Origin of the sequence: Bradyrhizobium sp. 41S5, from assembly GCF_011516665.3 — a bacterium.
In the GTDB taxonomy this organism is placed as follows: domain Bacteria; phylum Pseudomonadota; class Alphaproteobacteria; order Rhizobiales; family Xanthobacteraceae; genus Bradyrhizobium; species Bradyrhizobium quebecense.
This window is the reverse complement of the sequence record NZ_CP083721.1, coordinates 7,824,654-7,842,301: the sequence shown is the minus strand read 5'-3', so window position 1 is coordinate 7,842,301 and position 17,648 is coordinate 7,824,654. Positions and strand designations below refer to the sequence as shown.

The window sequence follows — 17,648 nt, the reverse complement described above, 5'->3', positions numbered from 1 at the left end:
TGCGGAAATTGGCGGGGAGGAGGTTGAATTCGGCGCGTTTATACGGGTTGCCAGAGCGCGGGCAAACCGATATCTCAACCCTGCTTGGGGCGGTGCGATAAGGCCGATTCCCAGGTCTTTCCCCGCGGCCGTATTCCCGGCCTGAAGTCGACATTCAAGGCCCGGAGCCTGACCGAAATGGACTCCTTCGAACTCAACAAAATCCTCGGTGCAATTCTCGGCACCTGCATCGTCGTCCTGGTGATGAGCTTTGCCGCCGGATCGGTGTTTTCCGCGAAGCTGCCGGAAAAGCCGGGTTTTGAGATCGCGGTGAAGGAAGAGTCCCATGGCGGTGGTGGCGAGGCCGCTGCGGCTGCCTCCGAGCCGATCGAGAAGCTGCTGCAAACCGCTTCCGCCGAGAAGGGCGCAGCCGCCGCCAAGAAGTGCCAGGCCTGCCACACCTTCGAGAAGGGCGGCCCCAACCGCGTCGGTCCGAACCTCTACGGTATCGTCGGCGAGAAGAAGGGCGAGGGCCGTGGCTTCAATTTCTCGGCCGCGATGAAGAGCAAGGGCGGCGACTGGTCCTTCGATGACCTCAACAAGTTCCTGACCAACCCGAAGGGCTTCGTCCCCGGCACCGCGATGGGCTTCGCCGGCGTGCCGAAGGACAGCGAGCGCGCCGACATCATCGCCTATCTGAATTCGAACTCGGAGCATCCGGCTCCGCTCCCGACCGCTTCGAAGTAACGAATTGCTTCGCGCAAGCACGCGGATGAAACGGCCAGGCAATGCCTGGCCGTTTTTGCATGGGGAATCCGCTGTCGCGGGGGTGTTATCGGGACGTTTCGCCGCACCGGTATTGTTCCCGGGCCAATATCATGAGGAAAAAGCAACGTAATTTGTCGAACCGTTGCCTTATATTGGGTCCCATGTAACCGGGGCCGCAAGCAGGAAGACCGAATTTGGCGATCACCCGACGACACCTCCTTCAAGGCAGCGCACTGGCGGCACTCGCTCCGGCGCTCGGACTGAACTCCGGCCTGTCGGCGATCACGCCGGCGTTCGCCGACGACGCCCCCAACGGGCTGAAATGGCGCCACGCTTTGTCGCTTTTCGGCAATGTCAAATACCCGGCCGACTTCAAGCGGTTTGACTATGTCAATCCGGATGCACCGAAGGGAGGTCTCGCCCGCCAAATCGCAATCGGCACTTTCGATAATTTCAACATCGTGGTCTCGGGCGTGAAAGGCGCCATCGCAGGCGGCGTCGCCCTCATTTACGAATCGCTGACGACACCATCGCTCGACGAAGTCTCAACGGAGTACGGATCGCTGGCGGAGGCGGTAAGTTACCCCGCTGACTTCTCCTATGTCGTGTATCGTCTGCGTCCTCAGGCAAAGTGGCATGACGGATCGCCGGTTACCCCAGAAGACGTGATCTTCTCGCTTGACGCCTTCAAGGCGCATCACCCGATGTTCTCCGCCTATTACAGTCATGTGGTGAGAGCGGAGAAGCTTGGCGATCGCGACGTGAAGTTTGTCTTCGACATGCCGGGCAATCGAGAGCTGCCGCAGATCGTGGGTCAGCTGACGATCCTGCCCAAGCATTGGTGGGAGGGCACCGACAGCGGAGGCCGCAAGCGCGATGTCTCGGCGACGACGCTTGAGAAGCCGCTCGGATCGGGGCCCTATCGCGTCAAGGAGTTCGTCGCCGGACGCACCATCACTCTCGAGCGTGTCAAGGATTATTGGGCAGGCGACCTCGCGATCAATGTCGGTCGCAACAACTTCGACGAACTGCGCTACGAGTACTTTAGGGATCCCACGGTTGCGATCGAGGCGTTCAAGGGCGACCAGATCGATTGGCGTACAGAGAACAGCGCGAAGGCCTGGGCGACCGCCTACGATTTTCCGGCTGTGACCGACAAGCGTGTGGTGCTGGAAGAGTTTCCGAACCGCAGTTCAGGCGTCATGCAGGCCTTCGTCCCGAATCAGCGTCGTTCCAAATTCAAGGATTCGCGTGTTCGCCGCGCTCTGAACTACGCGTTCGACTTCGAGGAGGTCAACAAGCTGTTGTTCTTCGGCCAGTACAAGCGGATCACCAGCTACTTTGACGGCGCCGAGGAACTGATGGCGACTGGACTGCCGCAGGGCAAGGAACTCGCCATCCTTGAAACCGTGCGTGATCAGGTGCCAGCCGAAGTATTCACAACGGTCTATACGAACCCGGTCGGCGGCAATCCCGAGGCGGTCCGCGAAAACCTCCGCGAAGCATCGCGTCTGCTCAAGGAGGCGGGCTATGAAGTCCGAGACCGGAAGCTCGTGGATTCCAAGAGCGGAGAGCCGTTCTCCATCGAACTATTGAGTGAGGATCCGAATTTCGAGAGGATCATGCTGGCTTACAAGCCGGCACTCGAACGGCTCGGATTTTCGATCACCGTGCGCACGATTGATCCGATCCAATACGAGAATCGCCTTCGCAATTGGGATTTCGACATTGTCATCGGGTCTTGGGGGGAATCCCTGTCACCCGGGAACGAGCAGCGTGAATTCTGGGGATCGAAAGCCGCGGACACCGCCGGATCGCGCAATCTTGCCGGCATCAAGAGCCCGGTGATCGACAAGTTGATCGAGCGGGTGATTTTTTCGACGGATCGCGAAGACCTCGTCGCGGCGACGAAGGCACTCGACCGCGTGTTATTGTGGAATCATTACGTCGTTCCACAGTGGAATTATCCGAAGCTGCGCACGGCGCGTTGGGATCGCTTCGGCCGTCCGGCAGAGTTGCCCAAATATGGCCTCTCGGGATTCCCGGCGATCTGGTGGTACGACGCCGACAAGGCAGCCAAGCTCAAGCGTTCATAAGCTCAAGGATCCGCGCATGGCGCTATTCTCCCGTCGGCACGCACTCGGCCTCGGCATCGGTGCGTTGAGTGCTGCAGGCTTGCGTGCTGCGCCGGCAGTGGCCGACAACGGAACCGAGACGCACGGCATGTCGGTGTTCGGCGACCTGAAATATCCCGCGGATTTCCAGCAGTTCGACTATGTCAACGTGAAGGCGCCGAAGGGCGGTGTGTTCTCGCTAATTCCCTCGGTCCGCGCTTACAACCAATCCTACTTCACGTTCAACTCGCTCAACGCCTATGTCCTGAAGGGCGAAGGCGCGCAGGGCATGGACATGACCTTCGCGACCCTGATGTCGCGTGCCAATGACGAGCCCGACGCGATGTACGGCTATGCCGCGAAGTCGGTGCAGATCTCGCCGGACAAGCTGACTTACCGTTTCACCATGCGCCCCGAGGCGCGGTTTCATGACGGCTCGAAGCTGACCGCGCAGGACGTTGTCTTTTCGCTCACCACGCTGAAGGAAAAAGGTCATCCGCTGATCCAGGTGCAGCTCCGCGACTTCGTCAAGGCCGAGGCGCCCGATGACGCGACCGTGGTGGTGACCTTCGCGGCAGGGCGCGCGCGCGACGTCCCGCTCTATGTCGCGGGCATGCCGATCTTCTCCAAGGCCTATTACGCGACGCGGTCGTTCGAGGAATCGACGCTTGATGCGCCGCTCGGCTCGGGGCCGTACAAGGTCGGCCGGTTCGAGGTCAATCGCTACGTCGAATACGACCGCGTCAAGGACTGGTGGGGCGCCGATCTTCCAGTCAATCGCGGTAGCTACAATTTCGACACCGTGCGCTACGAATTCTATCGCGACCGCGATGTGGCATTCGAGGGCTTCACCTCGAAGAGCTATTTGTTCCGCGAGGAGTTCACCGCGCGCGTTTGGGCGACACGCTACGATTTCCCCGCGGTCAAGGACGGCCGGGTCAAGCGCGAGACGCTGCCCGACGACACGCCGTCCGGCGCGCAGGGCTGGTTCATCAACACGCGCCGCGACAAGTTCAAGGATCCACGCGTGCGCGAGGCGCTGATCTACGCGTTCGACTTCGAGTGGACCAACAAGACCATCATGTACGATGCGTACGCGCGCACCGTCTCGCCGTTCCAGAACTCGGACATGGTGGCGGAAGGACCTCCCTCGCCGGAGGAGCTTGCGCTGCTCGAGCCGTTCCGCGGCCAGGTGCCCGACGAGGTGTTCGGCCTGCCGTTCGTGCCGCCGATGTCCGACGGTTCCGGTCAGGACCGCGCGCTGCTGCGCAAGGCCGTGCAACTCCTCAACGACGCCGGCTGCGTCATCAAGGACGGCAAGCGTGTGCTGCCAAACGGCGGACCCCTCACCATCGAATTCCTCAACGATGAGCCGTCGTTGCAACCGCATCATGGGCCTTACATCAAGAATCTCGGCACGCTCGGCATCGACGCGACGTTCCGCCTGGTCGACGCGGTGCAGTATCGTGCACGCGTCGAGGACTTCGATTTCGACCTGACCATGCAGCGCTTCAGCGCCTCGGCGACGCCAGGCGACAGCATGCGGCCGTTCTTCTCCTCGCAGGCCGCCAAGACCAAGGGGTCCTACAATCTCGCAGGCATCGCCAACCCGGCGATCGATGCGTTGATCGAGAAGATCATCGGCGCGAACAGCCGCCATGAGCTGACGATCGCCTGCCGCGCTTTCGACCGCGTGTTTCGCGCCGGCCGTTACTGGGTGCCGCAATGGTACCGCAACACGCATCCGATCGCCTATTGGGACCAGTTCAGCCATATGGAAAAGCTGGCGAAATATACCCAGGGCGTCGGGGCGCCGGAGAACTGGTGGTACGATGCGGCCAAGGCCGCCAAGCTCGAGCAGGCGAAGTAGCCGATGAGCGCCTATATCGCCCGACGTATCTTCCTGATGCTGCCGACGCTGCTCGGCATCCTGTTCGTCTCCTTCGTGGTCGTGCAGTTTGCCCCCGGCGGTCCGGTCGAGCGTGTCATCGCGCAGATCAACGGCGCCGACACCGGCGGCACCTCGCGCGTGTCGGGTGGCGGCGGCGATTTCGGCGCGCAGCGCGGCCAGGGCGCGGCCGCAGGCGCGGCCATCAACTCGAAATATCGCGGCGCGCAGGGGCTCGATCCCGATTTCATCAAGAAACTCGAGGTGCAGTTCGGCTTCGACAAGCCGGCGCCGGAGCGGTTCGCGCTGATGGTCTGGAATTTCGCGCGGTTCGACTTCGGCGAAAGCTATTTCCGCAGCGTCAGCGTGCTCCAGCTGATCAAGGAGAAGCTGCCGGTCTCGATGTCGCTCGGCATCTGGATGACGCTCTTGACCTATCTGATCTCGATCCCGCTCGGCATCCGAAAGGCGGTGAAGGACGGCTCTCGGTTCGACACCTGGACCTCGGCCGTGATCATCATCGGCTTTGCGATTCCGGGCTTTCTGTTCGCGATCCTGTTGATCGTGCTGTTTGCCGGCGGATCGTTCCTCAATATCTTCCCATTGCGCGGCCTGACCTCGGACGGCTGGTCGCAATTCCCCTGGTACTGGAAGATCATCGATTACTTCTGGCACCTGACGCTGCCGCTGGTGTCGATGGCGCTCGGCGCCTTCGCCACCATGACGTTGCTGACGAAGAATTCGTTCCTCGACGAGATCCGCAAGCAATATGTGATGACCGCGCGCGCCAAGGGCTGCAGCGAGCGCCAGGTGCTGTACAACCACATCTTCCGCAACGCCATGCTGATCGTGATCGCGGGCTTCCCGGGCGCGTTCATCCACGCCTTCTTCTCGGGCTCGCTGCTGATCGAAACGATCTTCTCGCTCGACGGGCTCGGCCTGCTCGGCTTCGAGAGCGTGTTGAACCGCGACTATCCGGTGGTGTTCGGAACGCTGTTCATCTTCTCGCTGGTCGGACTGGTGGTCAATCTGATCTCCGATCTTGCCTATATGTGGATCGATCCGCGGATCGACTTCGAGGCGCGGGAGGTCTGATGGCGATGCTCGCGCCCCCGCCGGTCGAGACCTCGACGCAATCGCCGCTCGGCGAGGCGGTGCCCGTCACGCGCCGCAGTTTTTCGCCGTCGCCGCTCAACCAGCGGCGCTGGCAGAATTTCAAGGCGAACCGCCGCGGCTACTGGTCGTTCTGGATATTCCTCGTGCTGTTCGTGCTGTCGCTGTTCGCCAATTTCATTGCCAACGACAAGCCGCTGGTCGTCAAATATGACGGCCGTCTCTACTGGCCGGTGGTGTTCACCTATGCCGAGACCACCTTCGGCGGCGATTTCGAGACCGCGGCCGACTATCGCGATCCCTATCTGCAGAAGCAGATCGCCGCCAAGGGCGGCAGCATGATCTGGCCGCCGATCCGCTATTCCTACGACAGCCGCAACCTCGACCCGCCGACGGCGGTGCCGTCGAAGCCGACCTGGCTCCTGACCGAAAAGCAGTGCGCGGACGTGGTGAAGCGGAAGGGGCTGACCGGCTGCCGCGACCTCGAATACAACTGGCTCGGCACCGACGATCAGGGCCGCGACGTCGTCGCGCGGCTGATCTACGGCTTCCGCATCTCGGTCTTGTTCGGCCTGACGCTGACCATCCTGTCCTCGATCATCGGCGTTGCCGCCGGCGGCGTGCAGGGCTATTTCGGCGGCTGGATCGATCTCGGCTTCCAGCGATTCATCGAGATCTGGACCGCGATCCCCTCGCTCTATCTGCTGCTGATCATCTCGGCGGTGCTGCCGCCGGGCTTCTTCATCCTGCTCGGCATCCTCCTGTTGTTCTCATGGGTCTCGCTGGTCGGCCTGGTGCGCGCCGAATTCCTGCGCGGCCGCAACTTCGAATACATCCAGGCGGCGCGCGCGCTCGGCGTCTCCAACCGCGTGATCATGTTCCGCCATCTGCTGCCGAACGCGATGGTTGCGACCATGACGTTCCTGCCCTTCATCGTCTCGTCCTCGGTGATGACGCTGACGGCGCTGGATTTCCTCGGCTTCGGCCTGCCGCCCGGTTCGCCCTCGCTCGGTGAATTGCTGTCGCAGGGCAAGGCCAATGTGCAGGCGCCGTGGCTTGGCCTCACCGGCTTCTTCTCGGTCGCGATCATGCTGTCGCTCCTGATCTTCATCGGCGAAGCCGCGCGCGACGCTTTCGATCCGCGCAAGACGTTCTCGAAGGGCTGACGCATGGACGCGACCAACCAGCCCCTGCTCGACGTCAGCGACCTCTCCGTAGCCTTCGGCCGCTCGCTTGCGGTCGATCGCGTCTCCTTTTCGATCAAGCGCGGCGAGTGCACGGCGCTGGTCGGCGAGTCCGGCTCGGGAAAATCGGTCAGCGCGCTGTCGGTATTGAGGTTGCTGCCCTATCCGGCGGCGTCGCATCCCTCCGGGGCGATCCGTTTCAAGGGCCGCGACCTCCTGGGATCGTCGGAACGCGAGATGCGCGGGATTCGTGGCAACGACATCTCGATTATCTTCCAGGAGCCGATGACCTCGCTCAATCCGCTCCACACCATCGAATCCCAGATCGGCGAGATCCTGTCGCTGCACAGCGGCATCAGCGGTACGGCGGCGCGGGCGCGGACGCTGGAGTTGCTGGGCCAGGTCGGCATCCCCGAGCCGGAGACGCGGCTGAAGAGCTATCCGCATCAACTGTCCGGCGGTCAGCGCCAGCGTGTGATGATCGCGATGGCGCTTGCCAACGAGCCCGATCTGCTGATCGCGGACGAACCGACCACCGCGCTCGACGTCACCGTGCAGGCGCAGATCCTCGCCTTGCTGGCCGAGATCCGCGCTCGGCTCGGCATGAGCCTGTTGTTCATCACCCACGATCTCGGCATCGTCCGCCGTATCGCCGACACCGTCTGTGTGATGAACAACGGCAAGATCGTCGAACAGGGCCCGGTCGAGCAGGTCTTCACCGCGCCGAAGCACGCCTATACGAAGGCGCTGCTGGCGGCCGAGCCGAAGCCCGATCCGGCGCCGCCGCAGCCGGACGCGCCGGTCGTGATATCGGCGGACAATCTCAAGGTCTGGTTTCCGATCAAGCGCGGGCTGATGCGCTCGACCGTCGGCCACATCAAGGCGGTCGATGGCGTCAGCCTCGCGGTGCGCAAGGGCGAGACGCTCGGCGTCGTCGGCGAATCCGGCTCCGGCAAGACCACGCTCGGGCTCGCGCTGCTCCGGCTGATTTCGTCCGATGGCCCGATCGTGTTCCTCGGCAAGGACATCCAGGGCCTGCGCTTCAAGCAGATGCTGCCGTTCCGCCGCGACATGCAGATCGTATTCCAGGACCCGTTCGGCTCGCTCAGCCCGCGCATGTCGGTGGCCGACATCATCGCCGAGGGGCTCGAGGTGCACCAGAAGCAGCTGTCGCGCGAGGAGCGCGAGGTGCGGGTGATCAAGGCATTGAAAGATGTCGGCCTCGATCCTGAATGGCGCTTCCGCTATCCGCACGAATTCTCCGGTGGCCAGCGCCAGCGTATCTCGATCGCGCGCGCGGTCGTGCTGGAGCCGAACTTCGTCGTGCTGGACGAGCCGACCAGTGCACTCGACATGCTGCTCCAGGCCCAGATGGTCGATCTGTTGCGCGACCTGCAGCGCAAGCGCGATCTCACCTACATGTTCATCTCGCACGATTTGCGCGTGGTGGCCTCGCTCGCGAGCCACCTGATCGTGATGAAATCCGGCAAGGTCGAGGAGGAGGGGCCGGCCTCCGAGCTGTTCAAGAATCCGAAGAGCGACTACACCCGCGCGCTGTTCGCCGCTGCGTTCCGCATCGAAGCGACCGGCGAGGGGACGGTGGCGACGTAGCCATCACGCGTCATTCCGAGGGCGTGCACGGAATCCATCGACCGGCACGTTCGGTGGATGAATGGATTCCGGGTTCGACGCTTTGCGTCGCTCCGGAAAGACAGGCTCAAAGCCGCTTGATCGCGAGGACGTCGCTGCCGCCGGCCTTGATCCGCACGATCGCGGCGTGTGTGTTCTCCACCACCGTTGCCATGTGATGCGCATTGGCGTGCACGATCGTCGTCGCATCGCGCACGATGGCGACATGGCCCTTCCAGAAGATCAGGTCGCCGCGCTGCAGATGCTTGGATTCCGCTGTTGTCAATTCGCGGCCGAGCCCGTCCTGCTGCATGTCGCTGTCGCGCGGGCAGCCGGTGCCGGCGGCGGTCAGCGCGATCTGCACCAGGCCGGAGCAATCGATGCCGAGACTCGACTTGCCGCCCCAGAGATAGGGCGTGCCGACGAACTGCTCGGCGATTGCAACGAAATCCTGCGCCATCGTGTCGAGGGAGGCGAGATGTGGGCGTGGCAGATGCCAGCCCTCGCGGGTCACCGCGAAGGGGCCGTCCTCGCGAGCGATTGCGAGCCTGGTCCCCATCGCCAGCGCCTCGACCGGCGGCAGCTTGATCGACGGTCCCGGAAACGCCAGCGTGCGCAGCGCCGTCACCTTGTGTGTCGGTGCCGCGCCGGGCGCCGTCAGCGCGGCCTCGGCAATCCAGCCGACATAGCCGTCATCGGCGAGCTGGCCCCAGGCCCAGCCTTCGCCGTTGCGGTCGTACACGGTGACGCGTTCGCCCCTGAATGCCTGCGTCATCTGTTCGGCATCGGCCGCCGGCGCCCGCCGCAGCGGCGCGATGGCGTCGCCAACCTCGAGTGTCTCGCCGTCGACGAAGCGCGCGGCCTTCACCTTACCCTCGAGATATTTTGCCGCGACGTCCTCGCGGGCCGGCGTCAGTCTGACATCATGCATAGCGCTGGCTCAGCAATTTGTAGATCGCGCGCGCGGCCTGGCACTCGCCGCCTTCGGGGCGGCCGGGCTTTGCCGACGGCGTCCAGCCATAGATGTCGACATGCAGCCAGCTCCTGGCGTGCTCGACGAAGCGCTGCAGGAACAGCGCGCAGGTGATCGAGCCCGCGAAACCGCCTGACGGCGCGTTGGTGATGTCGGCGGTCTTGGAGTCGAGCCAGGCATCGTAGGCCGGCCACAGCGGCATCCGCCACAACGGGTCGTTCTCGCTTGTGGCGTGAGCCGCGACGTCGCCGGCGAGCGCCTCGTCATTGGTGTAGAACGGCGGCAGATCAGGGCCGAGCGCCACGCGCGCCGCGCCGGTCAGCGTGCCGAGATCGACCAGCAGGTCCGGGGTCTCCTCGTCGGCCAGCGCCAGGGCGTCGGCGAGCACCAGCCGCCCCTCGGCGTCGGTGTTGCCGATCTCGACGGTGATGCCCTTGCGCGACTTGAAGATGTCGAGCGGACGGAACGCGTTGCCGGCGACCGCGTTCTCGACCGCCGGGATCAGCACGCGCAGCCGCACTTTCAGCTTCGCGTCCATCACCATCTGCGCCAGCGCCAGCACGTTGGCGGCGCCGCCCATGTCCTTCTTCATGATCAGCATGCCGCTCGACGGCTTGAGGTCGAGCCCGCCGGTGTCGAAGCAGACGCCTTTGCCGACCAGCGTTACCTTCGGATGGGCCGAGTCGCCCCAGCTCAGATCGATCAGCCGCGGCGCGCGGGTCGATGCCATGCCGACGGCGTGGATCAGCGGGAAGTTCTGTGCGAGCTCGTCGCCATCGATACAATTGAAGGCGGCGCCAAACCGCGTTGCGAGGTCGTGTGCCGCCTCGGCGAGCTCGGCCGGACCCATATCGTTGGACGGCGTGTTGATGAGATCGCGCGCCAGCGCCGCGGCGTCTGCCATCCGCGCAATCTCGGCCGTGTCGACGCCATCGGGCGGCACCAGGCGGACCTCGGGGGTCTTGTTCTTGCGATAGCGGCCGAAGCGGTAGCAGCCGAGCGCGAAGGCGAGCGTGGCAAGCCGCGTGTCATGCGGCGCGTTGGCAAAGCGGTAGATGCCCGGGGGCAGCAGGCCGGGCAGGGCGCCGGCACGGAACGGATCGCGCGCCTTGTGGTCTGCATCCTCGAGGCCGAACAGCACCTGCGCGATGCCGCCATCGGCTGCCGGCAGGGCGAGGGCCTTGCCCGGCTTCGCCGCAAAGTCATTGGCCTCCGCGAACTGGCGCGCCGGCGCCGGCAACTCGCTGCGGATCGAATCCCATGTCGCCTTGCTGACGAAGGTGATCGGCGTGACGGCGGTCGTGGGGGTGGTCTCGAACACGGATGGCATGCGGCTCTCGGCTGTTCTGGCGTCGTTGCTGGTGACTAACACGCCTTTCGCGGTGGATGGTAGCGCGCCCGCGGTTGACGCGACCTGCGGGACTGGAACCGGCGCGCCGGTCGCCGGTGCCGCAGTTAACCAGACGTTAGGGTTAACAGTCTATTGCTGGCACGCTCGGCTCGATCCATTTGCCCGATTTCGTGAGTCACAGTGCCATGCGTCGACAGTCCATTTTGACCCGGCATCTCGCTTCCGCAGCCCTCGTGGCGGTCCTGGCCGCCGGGCTTGGCGGTTGCCAGACCATGTCAGACGTCACCGGATCGATCGCGTCCCGGTCCGATCCGGTGCCAGACGATCCGCGCCGCAATCTCGAGGTTTATGGCGAGCGCTACCGCAAGAATCCCAAGGATGTCGACGCCGCCATAGCTTACGGTCAGGCGTTGCGTATGACCGGACAGCGTTCGCAGGCCTGCGCCGTGCTGGAGCAGGCCACACTCGCCACCCCCGGCAGCAAGCCGCTGCTCGCCGCCTATGGCCGCGCGCTCGCCGACAACGGCAATTCGCAGGCCGCATTCGACGTGCTGAGCCGCGCACACAGTCCGGACAATCCGGACTGGCGGATCCTGTCGGTGCAGGGCACCACGCTCGACAAGTTGAACCGGCACGAGGAAGCGCGGCGCTATTACACCAGTGCGCTTCGACTGGCCCCCGACGAGCCGTCGGTGCTGTCCAATCTCGGCCTGTCCTACATGCTGACCAAGGAATTGCCGAAGGCGGAAGAGACGCTGCGCCAGGCCTATGCCAGCGCCCGCGCCGACACCCGCATCCGGCAGAATCTTGCGCTCGTCGTCGGCCTGCAGGGCCGCTTCGCGGAGGCCGAGACCATCGTCAAGGCCGACCTGCCGGCCGATGAGGCGGCGGCCAATGTCGCCTATCTCCGCGACATGCTGAACCGCAAGGACGGTCCGCGGACCGCATCGCGCGCCGCACCTGTTGTTGCCAAGGACGATTAGCCAACACGGCAACTTCCACACCTCCCCTTGAAAAGAGGAGGTCGCTTTGCTCGCGAGAGCAAAGCGGGTGGGGATCATCTCTCACCGCGAGCAGCGTCGTTTGCGGCTGCCCCCCCATCCCGACCTTCCCCCTTTCAGGGGGAAGGAGAAGACCGGTCGGCGCAGTCCGCGGCGGCGCGGCTCAATGCATCGTGGCGATCTTGATGTAGGACGGTCCGAGGATCACGATGAACAGGCAGGGCAGGAAGAACAGGATCATCGGCACGGTCAGCTTGGGCGGCAGCGCCGCCGCCTTCTTCTCGGCCTCGTTCATGCGCATGTCGCGGTTTTCCTGCGCCATCACGCGCAGGCTCTGGCCGAGCGGCGTGCCGTAGCGTTCGGATTGCTGCAAGGCCATGCACACCGACTTCACGCCTTCGAGCCCGGTGCGGCGCGCCAGGTTCTCGTAGGCGGACTTGCGGTCCTGCAAATAGGACAGTTCCGCGGTCGTCAGCGCGAACTCTTCCGACAGCGCGATCGACTGTCCGGCGATCTCGTTGGCCACCTTCCGGAACGCAACCTCGACCGACATGCCCGACTCGATGCAGATCAGCAGCAAGTCGAGCGAATCAGGGAACGCGCGCTTGATCTGGAGCTGGCGCTTGGAGATCGCGTTCTTCAGGAACAGCATCGGCGCCTGGAGGCCGGCATAGGCCGCACCGACGCAAATGCCGATCTTGAGCGTGAGCGACCAGTTCGCGCCCGCGATGAAGAACGTATAGACGATGGCGCCGAGCAGCAGCACGATCGGCGTCACCGCGCGGGCGAACAGGAAGGTGACGTAGGGGGCGTGGCCGCGATAGCCCGCCATCACGAGCTTATCGAGCGCTGCTTCCTGGGCGAGCCATTTCGTAAGGTTGAGATCATCCACCACCCGGGAGACCACCTGCTTCGGGGTCTGCCGCAGCGCCACCTTCTCCGTCTTGGCAAGACGATCGCGCTCGCGCTGCCGGAGACGCTCCCGCTCGCTGGCGACGGCCTTCATGCGCTTGTTGAGGTCGCCGCCGGCGAGCAGCGGCATCACCAGCGTGTAGACCGTCGCGCTTGCCGCGATGAAGGCAAGCAGCATGGTCATGAACCTGACGTCGTGGAGCTTGGCGACCAGAATATCAATCATGCTGCACCGTCAGAAATCGAAGTTGATCATCTTCTTCATCACCAGCACGCCCATCGACATCCAGACGACGCAGGCAACCAGCATGAGCTGGCCCATCGAGTTCGTCCACAGCAGGGCGATGTAGTCCGGCGTCGTGAGGAACACGAGGATCATCACGATCGGCGGCAGCGAGCCGATGATGGCGGCGGAAGCTTTCGCTTCCATCGACATCGCCTGGATCTTCTCGGCCATCTTCTTGCGGTCGCGCAGCACCCGCGACAGGTTGCCGAGCGCTTCCGACAGATTGCCGCCGGACTTCTGCTGGATCGCGATCACGATGCCGAAGAAGTTCGCTTCCGGCAGCGGCATGCGTTCGTACAGCCGGGCGCAGGCTTCGCCGAGCGGCATGCCGATCGCCTGGGTCTCGATGATCGCAAGGAACTCGCTGCGCAGCGGCTCTGGTGCGTCGTTGACGACCGCCTTGAGCGATTCGAACAGCGGCAGGCCGGCCTTGATGCCGCGCACGATGACGTCGACGGCGTCAGGCAGCGCTTTCAAAAAGGCCTTTTCACGCCGCTTCTTGAGGAACCCGAGCAGCCAGCGCGGCAGGCCGAGACCCATGGCAAAGCCGATGCCGGCCGCGCCCAGCAGGCCTCCGCCGACCATGAATGCCGCGCCGAACCCGAACAGGCCGAGGGCGCCGGAGATCATCCAGAATTTCTGCTCGGACCACTCCAGTCCGGCCTGCGAGATGCGCACACCGAGCGGGACTTTCCTGTCCTTCTGCCGACGCGCCTCGAGCTCCTTGAGCGATCCTTCGACCTGCTCGCGGCGGGAGCGCTGCGTGCGGTCGGTACCTCGCGTCGCCGACGGCTCGCTGCGCGCCACCGATGCGCGGCGCGACTCGGCCTTCTTTTCCCCCGAGAGGTAGGGATAGAGGAAGACCCAGGCGATGCCGCCCACGGTGGTGGCGGCGAGGAAGGCCAGGGCAAGGGTTTGCGTCTGCATCCTGCGTTCCCCTAGACCGGCGCCGGCGAGTCGGAGGCATCCAGCGCCGCCGCAAGCCGCTTCTCTTCATTGTAGTAGCGCGCACGCTCCCAGAAGCGCGGCCGGCCGATGCCGGTCGAGCGGTGCTTGCCGATGATCTTGCCGTTGGCATCTTCCCCGACCACGTCGTAGAGGAAGATATCCTGGGTGATGATGGTATCGCCTTCCATGCCCATCACCTCGGTGATGTGGGTGATGCGGCGCGAACCGTCGCGCAGGCGCGCGGCCTGCACGATGATGTCGACCGAGGCGCAGATCATCTCGCGAATGGTGCGCGAGGGAAGCGAGAAGCCGCCCATCGTGATCATCGATTCGCAGCGCGACAGCGCTTCGCGAGGATTGTTGGCGTGCAGCGTGCCCATCGAGCCGTCGTGGCCGGTGTTCATCGCCTGCAACAGGTCGAACGCCTCGGGTCCGCGGACTTCGCCGACGATGATGCGCTCGGGGCGCATACGCAGGCAGTTGCGGACCAGTTCGCGCATCGTGACCTGGCCCTCGCCCTCGATGTTCGGCGGCCGGGTTTCCAGCCGCACCACATGCGGCTGCTGCAGCTGAAGTTCGGCGGCGTCTTCGCAGGTGATGATGCGTTCGTCGTGCTCGATATAGTTGGTCAGGCAGTTCAGCAGCGTGGTCTTGCCCGAACCGGTACCGCCCGAGATGATCACGTTGCAGCGGACACGGCCGATGATCTGCAGGATGGTCGCCCCTTCCGGCGTGATCGCGCCGAACTTGACGAGCTGGTCCAGCGTCAGCTTGTCCTTCTTGAACTTACGAATGGTGAGCGCAGGCCCGTCGATCGCCAGCGGCGGCACGATGGCGTTGACGCGCGAGCCGTCGGCGAGACGGGCGTCGCAGATCGGCGAGGATTCGTCGACGCGCCGGCCGACCTGGCTGACGATGCGCTGGCAGATGTTGAGCAACTGTTGGTTGTCGCGAAAGCGGATGCCGGTGCGCTGGATCTTGCCGGCGACTTCGATGAACACCGTGCCGGCGCCGTTGACCATGATGTCGGCGATGTCGTCGCGCGACAATAGCGGCTCCAGCGGTCCGTAGCCGAGCACGTCGTTGCAGATGTCGTCGAGCAGCTCTTCCTGCTCGGCGATCGACATCACGATGTTCTTGATCGCGATGATCTCGTTGACGATGTCGCGGATTTCCTCGCGCGCCGACTCGCTGTCCAGCTTGGCTAGCTGGGCAAGGTCGATCGCCTCGATCAGGGCGCCGAAGATCGTTGCCTTGACCTGGTAGTAGTTGTCCGAGCGCCGGGCTTCGATGGCGGGAGCAGGCGGTGGCTTGGCCGGCGCCAGCGGCGGCGACGATATCGGCGGGGCGGCGGACTCGCGCACCATCGGCGACGAGCCGGCAGGCTCCGGCGTCTGAAAGGCGGGCTTGGGTGCCCGCAGATCCCCATCGTTTCCGCTACGCTTACCAAACACGACGTCTTGACTCCACGCGGACCACTATTTGGACCGCAGCTTTTCGAGCAGGGGCGACAGGAAGGACCCCCTCGGCTTCTTGGTTTCGCCGCGGCCTGTCAGCCGCTGCGCCATCTGCAGAAACATCTCGACTGCGCGGTGATTGGCGGAGATTTCCGCGATCATCTGGCCGTTGTTGGCGGCCGAACCGAAGATCTGCGGATCGAACGGGATGGCGGCGATCGGCGGGCTTTCGATCGCCTTGGCGAATTCGCCCGCCGCGATCTCCGGACGCTTCGGCACGCCGACCTGGTTCAGGCAGTACAGCGGCGCGCGGTCGTTCGGCCGGGACGCCTTCAGCAGGTCGAACATGTTCTTGGCGTTGCGCAGGTTGGCGAGGTCGGGCGCCGCCACGATCAGGATGTCGTCGGCCGCGATCAGCGCGCGCTTGGTCCAGCCGGACCATTGGTGCGGCACGTCGAGTACGATGCAGGGCATCGTGGTGCGCAGCGTGTCGAAGATCGCATCGAACGCCTCGGCGCCGAAATCGTAGACCTTGTCGAGCGTGGCCGGCGCCGCCAGCAGGCTCAGATGGTCGGTGCATTTCGACAGCAGGCGGTCGATGAAGGCGGTATCGACGCGGTCCGGCGAGAACACGGCATCCGCGATGCCTTGCGCCGGATCCTGGTTGTAGTTGAGGCCGGCGGTCCCGAATGCAAGGTCGAGATCGGCAACCACGGAATCGAGCGCCAGATCGCGCGCGATCGCCCAGGCGATATTGTGGGCGATCGTCGAGGCGCCGACGCCGCCCTTCGCGCCGACGACGGCGACGACGCGGCCGACCGCCTTGGCTTCCGGCGCCGAGAACAGGTTGCAGACCGCGCGCACCACGTCGATCGCATGGGCCGGCGCAATCACGTAGTCGCTGACGCCGCGGCGCACCAGCTCGCGATACAGCGTGACGTCGTTGACCCGGCCGATCACGACCACCCTTGTGCCGGCGTCGCAGACCGTGGCGAGCTGGTCGAGCCCGGCCAGAATGTCGCTGCGGCCCTCGGTCTCGAGGATGATGACATTGGGCGTCGGCGCCGAGCGATAGGCCTCGATGGCAGCCGCCATGCCGCCCATCTGGATCTTGAGATGGGCCTTGGCCAGCCGGCGATCCTCGCCCGCCGACTGCACGGCGGCAGCGGTCTCGACCGTCTCGCAGAACGCCTGAACCGAGACCCTTGGCGCCGGAGCAATATGGTCGTCCACGGCCTGCGGCGGGGCGTCCGTCTGCTCTTCGGAGTTTTGCTGCGCGTAGGTGATCATTTTCCTGTGTCGCTTAGCTTGGCCCTGTCGGACTCGGGATACGTCGTGGCGGTGGTGGTGCCCTTGCGATACTTGTCGAAGGCGATATTGCGGCGCGACGTGTAGGCAGGGGTCTCCGCGCGCGGCTGCACGAGGTCAGTCGGGTCTTCGACCATGGCTGCGAGGTTGCGCTGATTGGCGCAGCCGAAATTGTAGTATTGCTTGTTCTGGATGTAGGAACCGTTGTGCATCGACGGGCCGAGATCTTCCGGCCACAGGCCGCACGGCCCTGCCTCCGCTTTCATCTTTGGATAGTTCACGCGGATCGCAGGCATCAGGCGCGGATTCTCGGGATGGTACTTGCGCACGAGGATCCCGCGCGGCGGCACGCCGGCGGCGGCGAAGGTCGCCTGGATCTCGCGCAACGATTCCTGCGCGGGCCGGGCGTTCGGCGTGTCGGCGGGAACGTCGATGGTGACGGCGCCGGTGCCCTCACGCATCCAGTCCTGCGCCATTCCCATCACCTCGGCGCGCTGCTCCGCGGTCAGGCCGCCGCGGCTGCGGCCGACGAAGACCACGATCGAGCGATCGGCCTCGGTCACCGCGATCGGGTGACGCAAGCGATAGTCGGCCGGCGAGTCTGCCATCGCGAAACTGTTGTCGGCGGCGTGCTGGCAGGCGCCGAGCGTCATGGCAAGGCCGACGAGCGCTCCGGCGAGACCGGCGGTGCGCTTGTAATCGGCGGATGTTCTGGGTGTGGTCTGTGTCATCGTCCG

At 64.5% G+C, this 17,648-nt stretch carries 14 protein-coding genes; 7 read left to right on the top strand and 7 right to left on the bottom strand.

Annotated features, from left to right (window positions below):
- Nucleotides 1–177 precede the first annotated feature (177 nt).
- The 6 genes from HAP47_RS37595 to HAP47_RS37570 all read left to right on the top strand — a co-directional run bounded on the left by HAP47_RS37595 (nucleotide 178) and on the right by HAP47_RS37570 (nucleotide 8,657).
- On the top strand, nucleotides 178–726 hold the full coding sequence (locus HAP47_RS37595) for a c-type cytochrome (RefSeq protein ID WP_173643687.1): 549 nt from the start codon (nucleotides 178–180) through the stop codon (nucleotides 724–726).
- Between the two features lie 215 nt (nucleotides 727–941).
- The gene (locus tag HAP47_RS37590; RefSeq protein WP_173643688.1) at nucleotides 942–2,843 is read left to right on the top strand and encodes an extracellular solute-binding protein; all 1,902 of its coding nucleotides are present in this window, start codon (nucleotides 942–944) and stop codon (nucleotides 2,841–2,843) included.
- Nucleotides 2,844–2,859: 16 nt separating this feature from the next.
- Nucleotides 2,860–4,731, top strand: a complete 1,872-nt coding sequence (locus tag HAP47_RS37585; RefSeq protein WP_173643689.1) for an extracellular solute-binding protein — start codon at nucleotides 2,860–2,862, stop codon at nucleotides 4,729–4,731.
- A 3-nt stretch (nucleotides 4,732–4,734) separates the two neighbouring features.
- Nucleotides 4,735–5,844: a microcin C ABC transporter permease YejB gene (locus HAP47_RS37580; protein ID WP_173643690.1), complete on the top strand. Its 1,110-nt coding sequence runs from the start codon at nucleotides 4,735–4,737 to the stop codon at nucleotides 5,842–5,844.
- Nucleotides 5,845–5,849: 5 nt separating this feature from the next.
- The gene (locus HAP47_RS37575; protein ID WP_371821839.1) at nucleotides 5,850–7,028 is read left to right on the top strand and encodes an ABC transporter permease; all 1,179 of its coding nucleotides are present in this window, start codon (nucleotides 5,850–5,852) and stop codon (nucleotides 7,026–7,028) included.
- A gap of 3 nt (nucleotides 7,029–7,031) precedes the next feature.
- Complete coding sequence (locus HAP47_RS37570) at nucleotides 7,032–8,657, top strand: ABC transporter ATP-binding protein (protein WP_173643692.1); 1,626 nt, start codon at nucleotides 7,032–7,034, stop codon at nucleotides 8,655–8,657.
- Between the two features lie 106 nt (nucleotides 8,658–8,763).
- Here the strand turns inward: HAP47_RS37570 and HAP47_RS37565 are convergent, their stop codons facing one another.
- Both HAP47_RS37565 and HAP47_RS37560 read right to left on the bottom strand, forming a co-directional pair.
- A complete protein-coding gene (locus tag HAP47_RS37565; RefSeq protein WP_173643693.1) occupies nucleotides 8,764–9,606 on the bottom strand; it encodes a C40 family peptidase in 843 nt (280 codons plus the stop codon).
- Nucleotides 9,599–10,978, bottom strand: a complete 1,380-nt coding sequence (locus HAP47_RS37560; RefSeq protein WP_176396258.1) for a leucyl aminopeptidase family protein — start codon at nucleotides 10,976–10,978, stop codon at nucleotides 9,599–9,601. The genes HAP47_RS37565 and HAP47_RS37560 overlap by 8 nt, the downstream gene beginning before the upstream one ends.
- A 206-nt stretch (nucleotides 10,979–11,184) precedes the next feature.
- Here HAP47_RS37560 and HAP47_RS37555 point away from each other — a divergent pair, with 206 nt between their 5' ends.
- Nucleotides 11,185–11,982, top strand: coding sequence for a tetratricopeptide repeat protein (locus tag HAP47_RS37555; protein WP_173643694.1), 798 nt, complete (start codon nucleotides 11,185–11,187; stop codon nucleotides 11,980–11,982).
- A gap of 181 nt (nucleotides 11,983–12,163) precedes the next feature.
- Here the strand turns inward: HAP47_RS37555 and HAP47_RS37550 are convergent, their stop codons facing one another.
- The 5 genes from HAP47_RS37550 to HAP47_RS37530 are packed head-to-tail and all read right to left on the bottom strand — an operon-like array spanning nucleotide 12,164 to nucleotide 17,642.
- A complete protein-coding gene (locus HAP47_RS37550) occupies nucleotides 12,164–13,138 on the bottom strand; it encodes a type II secretion system F family protein (RefSeq protein WP_173643695.1) in 975 nt (324 codons plus the stop codon).
- A gap of 9 nt (nucleotides 13,139–13,147) precedes the next feature.
- Nucleotides 13,148–14,125: a type II secretion system F family protein gene (locus HAP47_RS37545; RefSeq protein ID WP_173643696.1), complete on the bottom strand. Its 978-nt coding sequence runs from the start codon at nucleotides 14,123–14,125 to the stop codon at nucleotides 13,148–13,150.
- Nucleotides 14,126–14,136: 11 nt separating this feature from the next.
- Nucleotides 14,137–15,600, bottom strand: coding sequence for a CpaF family protein (locus HAP47_RS37540; protein ID WP_173643697.1), 1,464 nt, complete (start codon nucleotides 15,598–15,600; stop codon nucleotides 14,137–14,139).
- Between the two features lie 24 nt (nucleotides 15,601–15,624).
- Nucleotides 15,625–16,893: an AAA family ATPase gene (locus HAP47_RS37535; protein WP_173643698.1), complete on the bottom strand. Its 1,269-nt coding sequence runs from the start codon at nucleotides 16,891–16,893 to the stop codon at nucleotides 15,625–15,627.
- Complete coding sequence (locus tag HAP47_RS37530) at nucleotides 16,890–17,642, bottom strand: CpaD family pilus assembly protein (RefSeq protein ID WP_173643699.1); 753 nt, start codon at nucleotides 17,640–17,642, stop codon at nucleotides 16,890–16,892. Before HAP47_RS37530 ends, HAP47_RS37535 begins: the two co-directional genes overlap by 4 nt.
- Nucleotides 17,643–17,648 lie beyond the last annotated feature (6 nt).